Raw genomic sequence first — 14007 nt, 5'->3', positions numbered from 1 at the left:
ATAATTCTATAAATGGAAAAAAGAGAGATAATATATTATAATTAAAATATATGAATATCGTTTATGGAAGTTGTAATAAAAAAGGGGTTATGAAAATGAAGAAGTGTAGAAAGTGTGCTGCTGAATTATTGGAGGGGGCTAATTTTTGCCATGTTTGTGGGGAGAAACATGGCAAAAATAAGAAAGTGTGGATCTCTATTATAAGTATCATTACTATTGGAACAATGAGCATGGGTGCTTATTTGTATTATAATGGTCATTCTAATAAGAAAGTTACAGTTGATGAAAAAAGAGATGTAAAACCAAAAAATGAAGAGATTAAAAATGAAAATAGTACTATCTCTGAGGATGAGGTAAAGAAAGATTTAATCGCATATGCTGAACTTATTGAAAGTGGTGCAAATGAAAGGAAAAGTGTTGCCGAGGAATTAAGAGCATATTTTGTAGATGCGAATCAAGATGAAGCTTACAAAGATGTAATCGCTTATATAAAGTTGTGTAATGAGAGAAAGGATTTTAAATCGGTAGCACTAGACGTGAAGATAGATGATATTAAAGAGCGGAAAGATAAACAATATGAATTAACGTATTCAATGACATATAAAACGAATTATACGAATGGGAAAGCAGAACGTGTGCAAACTTTTCAATTTAAATGGTTGATGATAAAACAAGATAATAGATTACAATTTAAGAGCCAAAAGAAGCAAGAAAAAACTTACGATAATTTAGTGAATGAGGAGGTTAATAAAAAAGGAGAGAATATATCTTCAAATGGTAAAAATACAATAGGACGTATTACGTATAATAGCGATGATGTTAATATCCATGCACGGAATATAAGAGAAGATACAGCGCTTTCTGGATATAATCAAAAAGTTGAAATTTCACTAACTTCAAATGTGAGAGAAGGGGGTTCTAGTTCAACAACAGCACAATCGACAATTAAAACGGAGAATATTGCAATTGCAGTCGGGAATACATTGTATAGGAATCCAACGGTGAATGCAGGAAGTGGAATGGAAGCACTAATTTTGCCAAGGGAATTAGGAGAAGACAAAAATAATCCATCGGAAGATTCATATATAAATTATTATTTCAATATACCGAATGAGGTGGATTTAAGTGCAGCTGAAGTAGTATTACTTTCCGATCAAGGAAACATCATCGGAAGTAGAAAAGTTAAAGAGGAACGAGAAGATACTGCAGATGTGAAAAAAGAGGTTGAGCGAAAGTTAAAAGAATTAGGGGAGACGAATTATGTACGTGTAGAAGTAAATAGTAAAGATCCTTCTCTTCATACGTATTATGTTGTTACATATTCAAAAAAACCAACAGGTGTAGTTACGATTGATGCCTCGTCAAGTGATCGAATTTATAATGCGAAAACAAAAGAATTATATTATGAGTAGAAATTATTAAAATAATTTATGTGAAAGACGGTTTCGTACAATATCGAAACCGTCTTTTGTATTTTTAGTGCTGATTTTGCTTTCGAGCTTGCTCCGGTGTATCAAGACTAGTTGCACCAGGATATTGAAGTGATTGGTCGCGATCAGATTCAACGCGGCGTGATTCTCTCAGTTTTCGTTCTTGGCGATCTTTACCCATTGTGAATAGCACCTCCTTATTAAAAGTGTTGCTGTTATATGAAAAAACTATGCGTAAAGAAAAAGGGATTAACTTTCATAAAAAGTTCCCATAATGGAAAACATAGGAGGTGAAATGATGGATGGGAGTACGTTTTATTTTGTAGCTTGGATAGGGTGGATTATCGTAACTTTCTTTATGAAAAAGGATTCTATTCGATGGAAGTTAGGTGCTTGTATACTGATTTTTATCATTTTCTCTCCGTTACATGTGACGATTGTTTCATTCACTGTATCAGTAAATGCTCTTTTGCTTTGTATTATTTCTTTTATAGGAATCACGCTATATTCTATTTGGCAAAAATTATATGGCTTACTTTCGGCACTTATTATTGCAATGTTATATACAAGTTTTTATTTGTTAGAAGTATATGATCCAATTTGGATTGTGGTGGACAGATTGTTTTTGTTAAGTAGTGTTCTTGTATATGCTTCGGTTTTATTAAACGGGGATCGCATATTGAGATTATGTTCCCTTTATATTGGAATGTTACAAGGTGAATTACTAGTGACACTTATTTTTCGGAAACTACATTTTCCTTATGATTACGGTAGTTTAGCATTTTTTGATATCGTCGCCGTTTCTACATTTTTCATGGCAATTTTGTTTTGGATTGCAAAAGCATCAGTATACATGGAACAGGTTAAGAAAAAAACACGTAAAAGAAAGGCGAGGGTAATACATGACTGAATATACACCGGCCATTTTATGTGGCGTAATAGCGGGGACAGTAACGAGAGTGTTAATGCTTCGGACAGATACGCGGCAATATCCGACGAGGCTTCACGGGAAAATTATCCATGTTGCGATGGGGTTAATTGCAGCTGCTTTAGGAGCGATTGCTATCCCGTCTATTTTGAAAAAAGATTTTTCTGCAATTACATTTCTTACGTTAGCAGCGACGCAATTTCGTGATGTGCGTAATATGGAAAGAAATACACTTCAACAATTAGATGGATATGAGCTCGTGCCACGTGGGAATACATACATTGAAGGGATTGCATTAGTTTTTGAAAGTCGCAACTATTTGGCGATGTTAACGTCGTTTGCAACGACGTTTGCATATATAGGATTCCATTCATGGATTGCCGGGGTAATTACTGGTATGGTAAGTTTTTTTATTGCGAAAAAATTAATGTCAGGTAAAAGACTTCATGATCTTGTAGAAATTGAGCATGTTCCACTTCATTTTGAAGGAGCGGGACTTTATATTGATAATATTTACATTATGAATATTGGATTGCCAGCAAGGCAAGAAGAAATTATGAAATATGGAATGGGTTTTATTTTAAAGCCGAAATCAATTGATGCGATGGTTACAATTGCAAACTTAGGACAAAGGCAAGCTATTTTGCACGATGTTTCTGTTGCTTTAGGGATATATAGAGATTCGGGTACACCAGCGCTTGTACCGTTAGCAAAGCGTGATTTAGAGGATGGCAGGGTTGGAATCTTTGTCTTGCCACAAGATCAAGATGCAGAGAAAGCGATAGGTGTTATAGGGAATGTGCCGACGTTAGAAAGCGCGGTTCATATGTCATCAGAGGCTCCGAAAGGAAGGGGAGATAAGAGATGATGTTAGAAAGTGTTATTCTTGCGGTTATTACAACGAAACCGGAGAAATTTGCAGGTGGTGCTCCTTTGTTTACTTGTGAGACGACAGAGGAACTAGAATTTGTTGCAAATAATTTAGAAGCCATTTTAGATGGTATTGCGCATCGCTTACAAGAGAATGTATATATTATTGTGAAACATTAGCAACGTGTGGTATAATGTGAGGTGTTTTGATACGTTGAGAATTATTCTGGAATGCAAATCCCTTCTTGCACAAAGAAGGGTTTTTTACATAATAAACAGAAGCAAGTTGAAAGGATGAAAGTATATGCCGAAACCAGTAATAGCAATAGTAGGCCGCCCGAACGTAGGGAAATCTACTATTTTCAATAGAATTGTTGGAGAAAGAGTTTCAATTGTAGAAGATATACCAGGTATAACGCGAGACCGTATTTATAGTGCGGGAGAATGGTTAAATCATGAGTTTAACATTATTGATACAGGTGGAATTGATATTGGAGACGAGCCGTTTTTGACACAAATTCGTCAACAGGCAGAAGTAGCGATTGATGAAGCAGATGTTATCATTTTTATGACGAATGGTCGCGATGGTGTAACTGCAGCAGACGAAGAAGTTGCTAAAATTTTATACCGTTCTAAAAAACCAATTGTACTTGCGGTAAATAAGGTTGATAATCCAGAAATGCGTAGTGATATTTATGACTTTTATGCATTAGGATTTGGCGAGCCATTCCCGATTTCAGGAACACACGGTTTAGGACTTGGTGATTTGTTAGATGAAGCTGCAAAGCATTTTCCAAAGATTGAAGAAGAAGCGTATGACGATGAAACAATCCGTTTCTCTTTAATTGGACGTCCAAACGTAGGGAAATCATCACTTGTAAATGCACTTCTTGGTCAAGAACGTGTAATTGTAAGTAATATAGCTGGAACGACACGTGATGCTGTTGATACACCATATAGCAAAGATGATCAAGATTATGTAATCATCGATACAGCTGGTATGCGTAAAAAAGGGAAAGTATACGAAAGCACAGAAAAATATAGTGTGCTTCGTGCACTTAGAGCGATTGAACGTTCTGACGTTGTTTTAGTCGTTTTAGACGGAGAAGAAGGAATTATTGAACAGGATAAAAAAATCGCTGGGTATGCTCATGATTCAGGACGTGCTGTTATTATCGTCGTAAACAAATGGGATGCAGTGAAAAAAGACGAAAAAACAATGAAAGCATTTGAAGAAAACATTCGCGCTCATTTCCAATTTTTAGAGTATGCGCCGATTGTATTCTTATCTGCGAAAACGAAAAAACGTACACAAACATTATTACCAGTTATTAATGAAGTAAATGAAAGCCATAGCATCCGCGTACAAACGAACGTATTAAATGATGTAATTATGGATGCGGTAGCGATGAATCCAACGCCGACTCATAATGGTAGCCGTCTGAAAATCTTCTATGCAACACAGGTTGCGGTAAAACCGCCAACATTTGTTGTGTTTGTAAACGATACAGAATTAATGCACTTCTCATATGAGCGCTTCTTAAAGAATCGCTTACGTGAAGCATTCGGCTTTGTAGGGACGCCGATTCACATTATCGCTAGAGCAAGAGACTAATGGAGAGGATGTGATTTTATGACAAAAATCACAGTAATAGGAGCAGGTAGCTGGGGAACAGCGTTAGCGATGGTATTAGCTGACAATGGACATGATGTACGTATTTGGGGAAATCGTTCTGAACTTATGGATGAGATTAATACGAAACATGAGAATAGTCGATATCTTCCAGGAATTACATTGCCAAGCACAATCGTAGCCTACTCTTCTTTAGAAGAAGCATTAGTAGATGTAAATACAGTACTGCTAGTAGTACCGACGAAAGCGTACCGAGATGTATTACAAAAGATGAAAGAAATTGTTACAGAACCAGTTACTTGGATTCATGCAAGTAAAGGAATCGAACCGGGTACGTCAAAACGTATTTCGGAAGTGATTGAGGAAGAAATTCCAGAGAACTTGATTAAAGATGTTGTTGTATTGTCTGGACCGAGTCATGCTGAAGAAGTAGGTTTGCGCCAAGCGACGACTGTTACGTCTGCAGCAAAGCGTATGGAAGCGGCTGAGGAAGTACAGGATCTGTTTATGAATAGCTATTTCCGTGTATATACAAACCCAGATATCGTTGGAGTGGAGCTTGGTGGTGCGTTAAAAAATATTATCGCATTAGCTGCTGGAATAACGGATGGTCTTGGGTTAGGTGATAATGCAAAAGCGGCATTAATGACACGTGGTTTAACAGAGATTGCTCGTTTAGGAAGAAAGATGGGCGGAAATCCGTTAACGTTTGCTGGCCTAACTGGTATGGGAGACTTAATTGTAACTTGTACGAGTGTTCATAGCCGAAATTGGCGTGCTGGAAATATGCTTGGAAAAGGGCACTCTTTAGAAGAAGTGTTAGAAAGCATGGGTATGGTTGTGGAAGGTGTTAGAACAACGAAAGCTGCTCATGAATTAGCAGAGAAGATGGAAGTTGAAATGCCGATTACAGCTGCTTTATATGACGTGCTGTTCAATGGGAATAATGTGAAAGATGCAGTAGGATCATTGATGGGACGCGTGAAAAAACATGAAGTGGAAACTATACCTGATTTACTTTAAATAAAAGCGGCAGAAGTACAAAGTGTACTTCTGCCGCTTTTTATATTTTCCTTGGGTCTTTTCACCATTTTTTTATTTTTGCATAGGATGAAGAGTAACTTGAGGAGAGGGTGAAAAGAATGGATAATAACATTTTTAGTAACATTGAAAAAGAAGCGAAAGTGAATAAAGAAGATATTTTTAAATTAGCATCGTCTGTACAAAATGCGAATTTGCGTGATGAGACAGTGCTTCGTCAATTGATTCATCAAGTTGCTCTTATGGCAGGGCGTGAAGTGCCGAAAGAACAAGAGGATCAAATTGTAAAAGCGATTATTAATAATAATATGCCAGCAGATTTTGGCTCGTTAAGCAAAATGTTTAAAAAATAAAATATGAGAAACAAAGAGTTTGAGGGTTGCATATGATAGTCATGAAAGAATGGGAATAGAGCTGTTTTGGGCATATTTGGTCAACCGGAGCGAAAGGCGCAATCGCTTCGGTTTTATTTTTTATCTAGATTGGCGAGGGTTAGAAATCAATGGGGAATGGACAAAACCCTCACTGATTAAAGTTCCACTTCATTAATTCGTAGTAAAATGTTATTTTTTTATTTGTTTAAAGATTTTAATTTGTTAAAATAGTATAAAAATAGATTGATAAAAAGGGGTGTGTATATGTCAGAAGGGCTTATAAAAATGTGGTTTTCCTTAGGGGCAATGGGATTTATGTTTGTTGCAGTAGCTTTTATTTTATTAAGTAGACATAAAATAAAGAATAAGTTTTTGAAAGGGATTACAGCGTTAGTAGCATACACTCTTATGATTGTGTCCGGAATTGTTATTTTTCTTGTTGTATTTAGTGGACCTGTGGAGCAATAAAAAGAGGTTTACGTAGTAAATGTTACATAAGTGGTAAGGAATACTAGCATGAAAAGGTGATTACTAGTGAAAAAAATCCATATTATTTTAATATTTTGTTGCATAAGCATTTTAACGGGGTGTATGTATCCGAAAGAAAATATGAAGCAAAACGCTATTCCTTATGAAGATCAGTTACAAGTTGTTCAAAAAGCTATTACTACATATCAGGAACAAACGAATGGTTTATTACCAATTAAGACGCGTGATATGAGTACGCCGATTTATCAAAAATATCCAATCGATTTTCAAAAAATTGCTCCGAGATACATACAAGAGGCACCAGGAAATGCGTATGAAAGTGGCGGAGTATATCAATACGTATTAATAGATGTTGAAACAAACCCGACAGTGAAGTTAATTGATGTTAGGATGGCTGAACAAATTCAGGAATTATCATTAAAGCTTAGGATGTATCGTGATGAACATCAATATCCACCTTTTAAAAAAGTGATTTCAGATGGTGTGTATGAGCTGGATTTCAAAAAACTAGGATATAAAGATGTACCGCAAGTGACAAGTCCATATTCTGGTAAAGGGCTGCCGTTTGTAATTAATGAAAAAGGAGAAATTTTTGTTGACTATAGAATCGACTTATATGAAGCTTTGAAAAAAAATGAGGGGCAATTTAAGGAGGGGGAAGATATTCGGAATATACTTTTGAAAGATTCCCCGTTTGTTCCTGCATATTCTTTACCGTACACAGTGAAAAATGGAGAACCAATTTTTTTAAAATCATAAGTCATGAACCTTTCTTTTAGTGAATAAGTTCTAGAAGAAAGGTTTTTTATGTTATACAACTTGCGATGCAAACAAAAGATATTTTTAAATAGTCATATGAAATTGGACAAAATTATATGATATATTGTCCGAACTTCTAGAATACCATTATATTATATCAGATATTATAGGCAACGTTAGAGAAGGTATTAGTTGACTATAAACGCGGAATTATTCCCAAAAATATTGAGGGAGGGAATCACTTGGAAAAGGTAGATATTTTTAAAGATATTGCGGAACGCACAGGCGGTGATATTTACTTTGGAGTTGTAGGAGCTGTTCGAACAGGGAAATCAACATTCATTAAAAAATTTATGGAGCTTGTTGTTATTCCAAATATTGAGAATGAGTCAGACCGTCAAAGAGCGCAGGATGAACTGCCTCAAAGTGCTGCTGGTCGTACAATCATGACGACGGAACCGAAGTTTGTTCCAAACCAAGCGGTTTCTATCGAAGTAGATGAAGGTCTTGAAGTAAATATTCGATTAGTAGATTGTGTTGGATATACGGTTCCAGGAGCGAAAGGCTATGAAGATGAGAATGGTCCGCGCATGATTAATACTCCTTGGTATGAAGAGCCTATTCCATTCCATGAAGCTGCAGAAATTGGAACACGTAAAGTAATTCAAGAGCATTCAACAATTGGCGTCGTTATTACAACAGATGGAACAATTGGTGAAATTCCAAGAAGAGATTATATAGAGGCAGAAGAACGCGTTGTAAATGAGTTGAAAGAAGTAGGAAAACCTTTCATTATGATTATTAATACGGTACAGCCATATCATCCAGATACAGAGCAGTTACGTCAAAGTTTATCAGAAGAATATGATATTCCAGTCATTGCGATGAGTGTAGAGAGTTTAAGAGAAACAGATGTGTATAATGTACTTCGAGAAGCGTTATTCGAGTTCCCGGTTTTAGAAGTGAATGTAAACCTTCCGAGCTGGGTAATGGTGCTAAATGAAGGACATTGGTTACGCCAAAGTTATCAGGAAGCAGTTCAAGAGACTGTAAAGGATATAAAACGTCTTCGTGATGTGGACCGTGTTGTTTGGCAGTTTAGTCAATATGAATTTATTGATCGAGCAAGTCTAGCTGGCATCGATATGGGGCAAGGTGTGGCAGAGATTGATTTATATGCGCCAGATGAATTGTATGATCAAATTTTAAAAGAAGTAGTAGGAGTAGAGATTCGAGGGAAAGATCATTTATTAAAGCTTATGCTCGATTTATCTCATGCGAAAACAGAGTATGACCAAGTGGCGGATGCCCTGCGTATGGTAAAGCAAACCGGTTATGGAGTAGCAGCGCCTGCATTAGCTGATATGAGCTTAGATGAGCCAGAAATTATTCGTCACGGTTCAAGATTCGGTGTCAAATTAAAAGCGGTTGCGCCGTCTATTCATATGATTAAAGTGGATGTGGAGTCCACGTTTGAGCCGATCATTGGGACTGAAAAGCAAAGTGAAGAATTAGTTCGTTATTTAATGCAAGATTTTGAAGATGATCCGTTATCAATTTGGAATTCCGATATATTCGGACGCTCGCTTAGCTCGATTGTTCGAGAAGGGATTCAAGCGAAACTATCTTTAATGCCAGAAAATGCTAGATATAAATTAAAAGAAACGCTAGAAAGAATTATTAATGAAGGATCTGGCGGATTAATTGCGATTATATTGTAAGAGAAAAATCCCTCTCATTGTAGAGGGATTTTTTCTTTTTACATATGTAATAGAAAAATAAACAGTCATTATCTAATATATTGTTGTAAATTGTCAAGTTTCATCAGATTTTCACATTTTAAGAGTAACAATTTCCTTAAAAATATTGAATTATAAAGGAGAATCGTATAATATAGGCGTTGATAATGATTTATCTACATCTTTGTAGTATAGAATTTGCAAAAATTGCCTACAAATGAAAGTAAGACTCATTTTATGATCATTATACAGTCTTATCTTTGGGAGGAGGTGAATGGCATGAACAAGACAGATTTAATCAATGCTGTTGCAGAAGCAAGTTCCCTTTCTAAAAAGGACGCAACAAAAGCAGTGGACGCTGTTTTTGATTCTATCTTAGAAGCTTTAAAACAAGGTGATAAAGTACAACTTATCGGATTCGGTAACTTCGAAGTTCGTGAGCGTGCGGCTCGTAAAGGTCGTAACCCACAAACAGGTGAGGAGATTGAAATCGCTGCAAGTAAAGTACCTGCATTCAAACCTGGTAAAGCGTTAAAAGATGCGGTTAAATAATCCTTACATATTAACAGGGAAGAAGAGTTTCCTTTTTGGAAACTCTTCTTTTTGCTTTTAAAAACATAAATATGCTAGAATGTGTTCGTATCACTTTTAGGTTTTTCGGGAGGGCTAGCGGATGGCAAAAGTTAATTTAGAACAAATTGAACACGCGGTACGTCTTATTTTAGAGGCAATCGGAGATGATCCAAATCGCGAGGGAGTACTTGATACACCGAAGCGTGTTGCGAAAATGTACGCAGAAGTATTCTCAGGGATGCATGAGGATCCAAAAGAGCATTTACACAAAGTATTCGGAGAAGATCACGAAGAGCTTGTACTAGTAAAAGATATACCATTCTATTCGATGTGTGAGCATCATCTTGTTCCTTTTTATGGAGTTGCTCACGTTGCATATATTCCGCAAGGTGGAAAAGTAACGGGACTGAGTAAATTAGCTCGTACTGTAGACACAATTGCACGTCGTCCGCAACTACAAGAACGTATTACATCAACAGTAGCTAACTCTATTATGGAAGTACTAGAGCCGCACGGTGTAATGGTAGTGGTAGAAGCAGAGCATATGTGTATGACGATGCGCGGTGTGAAAAAGCCTGGTGCGAAAACAGTAACGACTGCTGTGCGTGGCGTGTTAGAAAATGATGCGGCAGCACGTAGTGAAATTTTATCTTTCATTAAAACGAAGTAAAGAAAAGCGGGAAACTGCTTTTCTTTTTTTTTTTTGTAAATAAATGATATAGTTTTAGTTGGGCAGATTGAGAATAGAAAGATTATTTAAATGAAGCGAAGATATTATTTAATTCAGTGGAAGTTTGGAAGGGATAGCCAAGTTTTGGTTATAGAAAATAGACTGTATGTGTTATAATAAGTTTTATGAATTAGAAAACAAGGGTGATTTTTTGTGTGTGACATCTACGGAGGGTATGCGGGTATAAAAGAGAAATTGATGGAGAAATTACGCCATCCTTATTTTATAAACTATATTGAAGAACCATTTATTGATGAAGAAAAAATAGCATTGCTATATGGGGCTTTAAAGAGTGAAAATTTACATATAGAACAAATTGAGCATTATGTAGTAACAATTATGCTTGTGCAAATTGCGCTTGATACACATGAAAGAGTATCAAATAAAGCAGATGAAGAAGCGATTGAATCACATAAATGTCGCCAATTAACAGTACTTGCAGGTGATTACTATAGTGGGCTATATTATTATTTATTGTCTATGAATCGTGATATTGTTTTAATTCGTGCGCTTGCTGAAGGAATTAAAGAAATCAATGAACATAAAATTATGTTATATCAAAAAGCGCATAAAACGATTGATGACATATTAGAAAGCGTAATAACGATTGAGTCTGCGCTATTACAGAAAACATGTGATCATTTTCATTTATCACATTGGAAGCCATTTATAACGTATGTGTTAGGAAAAAATCGTCTTCAAAACGAATGTCAATTGCACGTTGATAAACAACATTCGCCTGTTTTTCAAGCAGTTCAAGGGGTTTTTGGGGATGAAGCAGATGCAGAAACGATTATTAATGGCTGGATGATGGAATTGAGAAAGAAAGAAAATCAATTTTTAGAAAATCACACAGACATAAATGAGATAAATTCTGTGTTAAGAGATAAATCGAAGACATAAGCAATTTTACATTGGAAGAAGGTACGAGCATGCAACAATCAAAAGAAGAAAGAGTACACGATGTATTTGAAAAGATCTCTGATAAATACGATGTGATGAATTCTGTAATCAGTTTTCAAAGACATAAGGCATGGCGTAAAGAGACGATGCGTATTATGGATGTACAACCGGGCAGTAAAGCGCTTGATGTATGCTGCGGGACAGCGGACTGGACAATTGCGTTAGCTGGAGCGGTAGGAGAGCAGGGGAAGGTTGTTGGCTTAGACTTCAGTGAAAATATGTTATCTGTCGGTAAGCAAAAGGTAGAGGCTTTACAATTAAAACAAGTGGAACTTTTACACGGGAATGCAATGGAACTTCCATTTGAAGATAATACATTTGATTACGTAACGATTGGATTTGGTTTACGTAATGTACCAGATTATATGCACGTATTAAAAGAAATGGCGCGTGTAGTAAAACCAGGTGGAAAAGTAATTTGTTTAGAAACATCGCAGCCAACAATGATTGGTTTTCGACAAGGGTATATTTTATACTTTAAATATATTATGCCGTTATTTGGAAAGATGTTTGCGAAAAGTTATAAAGAATACTCATGGCTTCAGGAATCTGCTAGTACATTCCCAGGGATGAAAGAATTGGCTCATATGTTTGAGGAAGCTGGACTTGAACGTGTACAAGTGAAGCCGTTTACTTTTGGGGTAGCAGCGATGCACTTAGGTATTAAACCAGAATTAAAATAGAAAAAAGACGTTTTAGGTTAAGGTGAACAATATGAAGTTACAACTTATGTACTCTTTTTTACGATCGGATATTAATGTGATAGAAAAAGAATTAAAAAAGACGGTTGCATCTGAACAGCCATTAGTAGAAGAAGCGGCATTACAACTTATTGAAGCTGGTGGGAAGCGAATCCGTCCCGTATTTGTGTTACTTGCAGGGAAATTTGGAGATTATAAGTTAGATGCAATTAAGCATGTTGCTGTTGCGTTAGAACTTATTCATATGGCTTCTCTTGTTCACGATGATGTTATTGATGCTGCATTTTTACGACGCGGTAGTGCGACTGTGAATGCGAAATGGGGAGATCGTATTGCGATGTATACAGGAGACTATCTGTTCGCTAAGTCTCTTGAATGTATAACAAATATCGAAATTCCAGAGGCACATCAGGCGTTGTCGCATACCATTTTAGAAGTCTGTAAAGGTGAAATTGAACAAATTAAAGATAAATATAACTATGACCAGAATTTAAGAACGTATTTAAGAAGGATAAAGCGAAAAACAGCATTATTAATTGCTGCGAGTTGTCAGCTAGGAGCAATTGCTGCGGGTGCTAATCGTGATACGGTAAATCGTCTGTTTTGGTATGGGTATTTTGTAGGGATGTCTTATCAAATTATTGATGACATTCTAGATTTCGTTTCAACGGAAGAGAAACTTGGAAAACCCGCTGGTGGTGATTTATTGCAAGGGAATATTACGCTTCCTGCTTTATACGCTATGGAAGATCCAATACTTCGTAAGAAAATCACATCTGTACATGAAAATACAACAGCGGGTGAAATGAAAGAAATTATTGATGCTGTGAAAAATAGTGCAGCTATTGATAAATCGTTTGCGTTTAGTGAACGTTATTTACATAAAGCATTGGAGATAATAAAACCACTCCCGCGCGGACAAGCAAAGTATGCATTACAAAATGTAGCAAAGTATATTGGAAAACGAAAATTTTAGTGTTTTTTCTAAAAAATAAAAAAATCTCTCCTTTTCAAAACTATTGCACAATTGTGATAAGGGTGTTAATATGTGTGTGGGGATATACAATTACATACATAATTCAGAAGTGGAGAGATTTTTTATGGAAAAAACATTTCTAATGGTAAAACCAGACGGTGTACAACGTGCATTCATTGGGGAAATCGTAGCTCGTTTTGAGAAAAAGGGTTTTCAATTAGTTGGTGCAAAATTAATGCAAGTCACTCCGGAAATTGCTGGAGAACACTACGGTGAGCATAAAGAAAGACCTTTCTTTGGTGAATTAGTAGACTTTATTACATCTGGCCCTGTATTTGCAATGGTATGGCAAGGTGAAGGTGTAGTAGATACAGCACGCAATATGATGGGTAAAACACGACCACATGAAGCTGCTCCTGGAACAATTCGTGGAGATTTCGGTGTAACTGTTGCGAAAAATATTATCCACGGTTCGGATTCTTTAGAAAGTGCAGAGCGCGAGATTGCTATTTTCTTTAAGGAAGAAGAATTAGTTGACTACTCAAAATTAATGAATCAATGGATTTACTAATTATTTTGAAATAATTTGTAAACGCTTTAATAAATGTGATAATAGTAAAAAGTGCAAGGAGAATAGGGGTATTCTTCTTGCACTTTTTTTTATTTCGGTCAGTTACGAAGCTAGGGTTGTTATGATATATTGGTATGTAAAGTAAAAGGTCTATCGGAAAGGATAGAGCGAGTAGTAGATTTACTAAATAACTACTTTGATTTTTTGAATGATGATAAATAATATCGTTG

17 protein-coding genes are annotated in these 14007 nt (G+C 36.1%); 16 read left to right on the top strand and 1 reads right to left on the bottom strand.

Annotated elements, in window-relative coordinates; translation table 11 throughout:
* The first annotated feature begins 95 nt into the window (after positions 1–95).
* The gene (locus tag COC96_RS28495) at positions 96–1412 is read left to right on the top strand and encodes a hypothetical protein (protein WP_373604884.1); all 1317 of its coding nucleotides are present in this window, start codon (positions 96–98) and stop codon (positions 1410–1412) included.
* A gap of 64 nt (positions 1413–1476) precedes the next feature.
* Here the strand turns inward: COC96_RS28495 and COC96_RS08590 are convergent, their stop codons facing one another.
* On the bottom strand, positions 1477–1611 hold the full coding sequence (locus COC96_RS08590; RefSeq protein WP_000513901.1) for a YpzI family protein: 135 nt from the start codon (positions 1609–1611) through the stop codon (positions 1477–1479).
* Between the two features lie 117 nt (positions 1612–1728).
* On the opposite strand from COC96_RS08590, the gene COC96_RS08585 reads away from it, so the two are divergent.
* From COC96_RS08585 to ndk, 15 genes are all read left to right on the top strand, one after another.
* Positions 1729–2340, top strand: coding sequence for a YphA family membrane protein (locus COC96_RS08585; protein WP_142339975.1), 612 nt, complete (start codon positions 1729–1731; stop codon positions 2338–2340).
* Entirely contained in the window at positions 2333–3226 is an 894-nt protein-coding gene (locus tag COC96_RS08580) for a YIEGIA family protein (protein ID WP_097902320.1), read from the top strand. The genes COC96_RS08585 and COC96_RS08580 overlap by 8 nt, the downstream gene beginning before the upstream one ends.
* Entirely contained in the window at positions 3223–3408 is a 186-nt protein-coding gene (locus tag COC96_RS08575; protein WP_097902319.1) for a capping complex subunit for YIEGIA, read from the top strand. Before COC96_RS08580 ends, COC96_RS08575 begins: the two co-directional genes overlap by 4 nt.
* A gap of 124 nt (positions 3409–3532) precedes the next feature.
* Positions 3533–4843: a ribosome biogenesis GTPase Der gene (der, locus tag COC96_RS08570; RefSeq protein ID WP_097902318.1), complete on the top strand. Its 1311-nt coding sequence runs from the start codon at positions 3533–3535 to the stop codon at positions 4841–4843.
* A gap of 18 nt (positions 4844–4861) precedes the next feature.
* Positions 4862–5884, top strand: coding sequence for an NAD(P)H-dependent glycerol-3-phosphate dehydrogenase (locus tag COC96_RS08565; protein WP_098267223.1), 1023 nt, complete (start codon positions 4862–4864; stop codon positions 5882–5884).
* Between the two features lie 119 nt (positions 5885–6003).
* Positions 6004–6255: a stage VI sporulation protein F gene (locus COC96_RS08560; RefSeq protein ID WP_141436217.1), complete on the top strand. Its 252-nt coding sequence runs from the start codon at positions 6004–6006 to the stop codon at positions 6253–6255.
* A gap of 285 nt (positions 6256–6540) precedes the next feature.
* Positions 6541–6744 (top strand): DUF2768 domain-containing protein, encoded by a 204-nt coding sequence (locus COC96_RS08555; RefSeq protein WP_088231586.1) that lies wholly within the window; start codon positions 6541–6543, stop codon positions 6742–6744.
* A 66-nt stretch (positions 6745–6810) separates the two neighbouring features.
* Positions 6811–7524 (top strand): hypothetical protein, encoded by a 714-nt coding sequence (locus COC96_RS08550; protein ID WP_097902315.1) that lies wholly within the window; start codon positions 6811–6813, stop codon positions 7522–7524.
* A gap of 242 nt (positions 7525–7766) precedes the next feature.
* Positions 7767–9245 carry a stage IV sporulation protein A gene (gene spoIVA, locus COC96_RS08545; protein ID WP_000416521.1) on the top strand — a complete coding sequence of 493 codons (1479 nt, stop codon included), beginning with the start codon at positions 7767–7769 and terminating at the stop codon, positions 9243–9245.
* A 297-nt stretch (positions 9246–9542) separates the two neighbouring features.
* Entirely contained in the window at positions 9543–9815 is a 273-nt protein-coding gene (locus tag COC96_RS08540) for an HU family DNA-binding protein (RefSeq protein WP_001043860.1), read from the top strand.
* A gap of 121 nt (positions 9816–9936) precedes the next feature.
* Complete coding sequence (folE, locus tag COC96_RS08535; protein ID WP_001151482.1) at positions 9937–10506, top strand: GTP cyclohydrolase I FolE; 570 nt, start codon at positions 9937–9939, stop codon at positions 10504–10506.
* A 213-nt stretch (positions 10507–10719) separates the two neighbouring features.
* Entirely contained in the window at positions 10720–11469 is a 750-nt protein-coding gene (locus COC96_RS08530) for a heptaprenyl diphosphate synthase component 1 (RefSeq protein WP_141535952.1), read from the top strand.
* A gap of 29 nt (positions 11470–11498) precedes the next feature.
* The gene (gene menG / locus COC96_RS08525) at positions 11499–12212 is read left to right on the top strand and encodes a 2-heptaprenyl-1,4-naphthoquinone methyltransferase (protein WP_097902314.1); all 714 of its coding nucleotides are present in this window, start codon (positions 11499–11501) and stop codon (positions 12210–12212) included.
* A gap of 31 nt (positions 12213–12243) precedes the next feature.
* Positions 12244–13206, top strand: coding sequence for a heptaprenyl diphosphate synthase component II (gene hepT / locus COC96_RS08520; protein WP_098768650.1), 963 nt, complete (start codon positions 12244–12246; stop codon positions 13204–13206).
* A gap of 124 nt (positions 13207–13330) precedes the next feature.
* Positions 13331–13777, top strand: a complete 447-nt coding sequence (gene ndk, locus COC96_RS08515; RefSeq protein WP_000415882.1) for a nucleoside-diphosphate kinase — start codon at positions 13331–13333, stop codon at positions 13775–13777.
* The last annotated feature ends 230 nt before the right edge of the window (positions 13778–14007 follow it).

The sequence above is a fragment of the Bacillus cereus genome (assembly GCF_002577405.1).
GTDB classification, from domain to species: Bacteria; Bacillota; Bacilli; order Bacillales; family Bacillaceae_G; genus Bacillus_A; species Bacillus_A cereus_AU.
Note: the sequence above shows the minus strand (reverse complement) of the source record. Positions and strands in the feature narration are given on the sequence as shown.

Excerpts from the sequence above, each read along its gene's own strand:
- COC96_RS28495 (WP_373604884.1), top strand. The coding sequence starts at position 96 with ATGAAGAAGTGTAGAAAGTGTGCTGCTGAATTATTGGAGGGGGCTAAT.
- COC96_RS08555 (WP_088231586.1), top strand. The coding sequence starts at position 6,541 with ATGTCAGAAGGGCTTATAAAAATGTGGTTTTCCTTAGGGGCAATGGGA.
- menG (WP_097902314.1), top strand. The coding sequence starts at position 11,499 with ATGCAACAATCAAAAGAAGAAAGAGTACACGATGTATTTGAAAAGATC.
- COC96_RS08565 (WP_098267223.1), top strand. The coding sequence starts at position 4,862 with ATGACAAAAATCACAGTAATAGGAGCAGGTAGCTGGGGAACAGCGTTA.
- COC96_RS08560 (WP_141436217.1), top strand. The coding sequence starts at position 6,004 with ATGGATAATAACATTTTTAGTAACATTGAAAAAGAAGCGAAAGTGAAT.
- ndk (WP_000415882.1), top strand. The coding sequence starts at position 13,331 with ATGGAAAAAACATTTCTAATGGTAAAACCAGACGGTGTACAACGTGCA.
- COC96_RS08580 (WP_097902320.1), top strand. The coding sequence starts at position 2,333 with ATGACTGAATATACACCGGCCATTTTATGTGGCGTAATAGCGGGGACA.
- COC96_RS08575 (WP_097902319.1), top strand. The coding sequence starts at position 3,223 with ATGATGTTAGAAAGTGTTATTCTTGCGGTTATTACAACGAAACCGGAG.
- hepT (WP_098768650.1), top strand. The coding sequence starts at position 12,244 with ATGAAGTTACAACTTATGTACTCTTTTTTACGATCGGATATTAATGTG.
- COC96_RS08540 (WP_001043860.1), top strand. The coding sequence starts at position 9,543 with ATGAACAAGACAGATTTAATCAATGCTGTTGCAGAAGCAAGTTCCCTT.
- COC96_RS08585 (WP_142339975.1), top strand. The coding sequence starts at position 1,729 with ATGGATGGGAGTACGTTTTATTTTGTAGCTTGGATAGGGTGGATTATC.
- der (WP_097902318.1), top strand. The coding sequence starts at position 3,533 with ATGCCGAAACCAGTAATAGCAATAGTAGGCCGCCCGAACGTAGGGAAA.
- folE (WP_001151482.1), top strand. The coding sequence starts at position 9,937 with ATGGCAAAAGTTAATTTAGAACAAATTGAACACGCGGTACGTCTTATT.
- COC96_RS08590 (WP_000513901.1), bottom strand. The coding sequence starts at position 1,611 with ATGGGTAAAGATCGCCAAGAACGAAAACTGAGAGAATCACGCCGCGTT.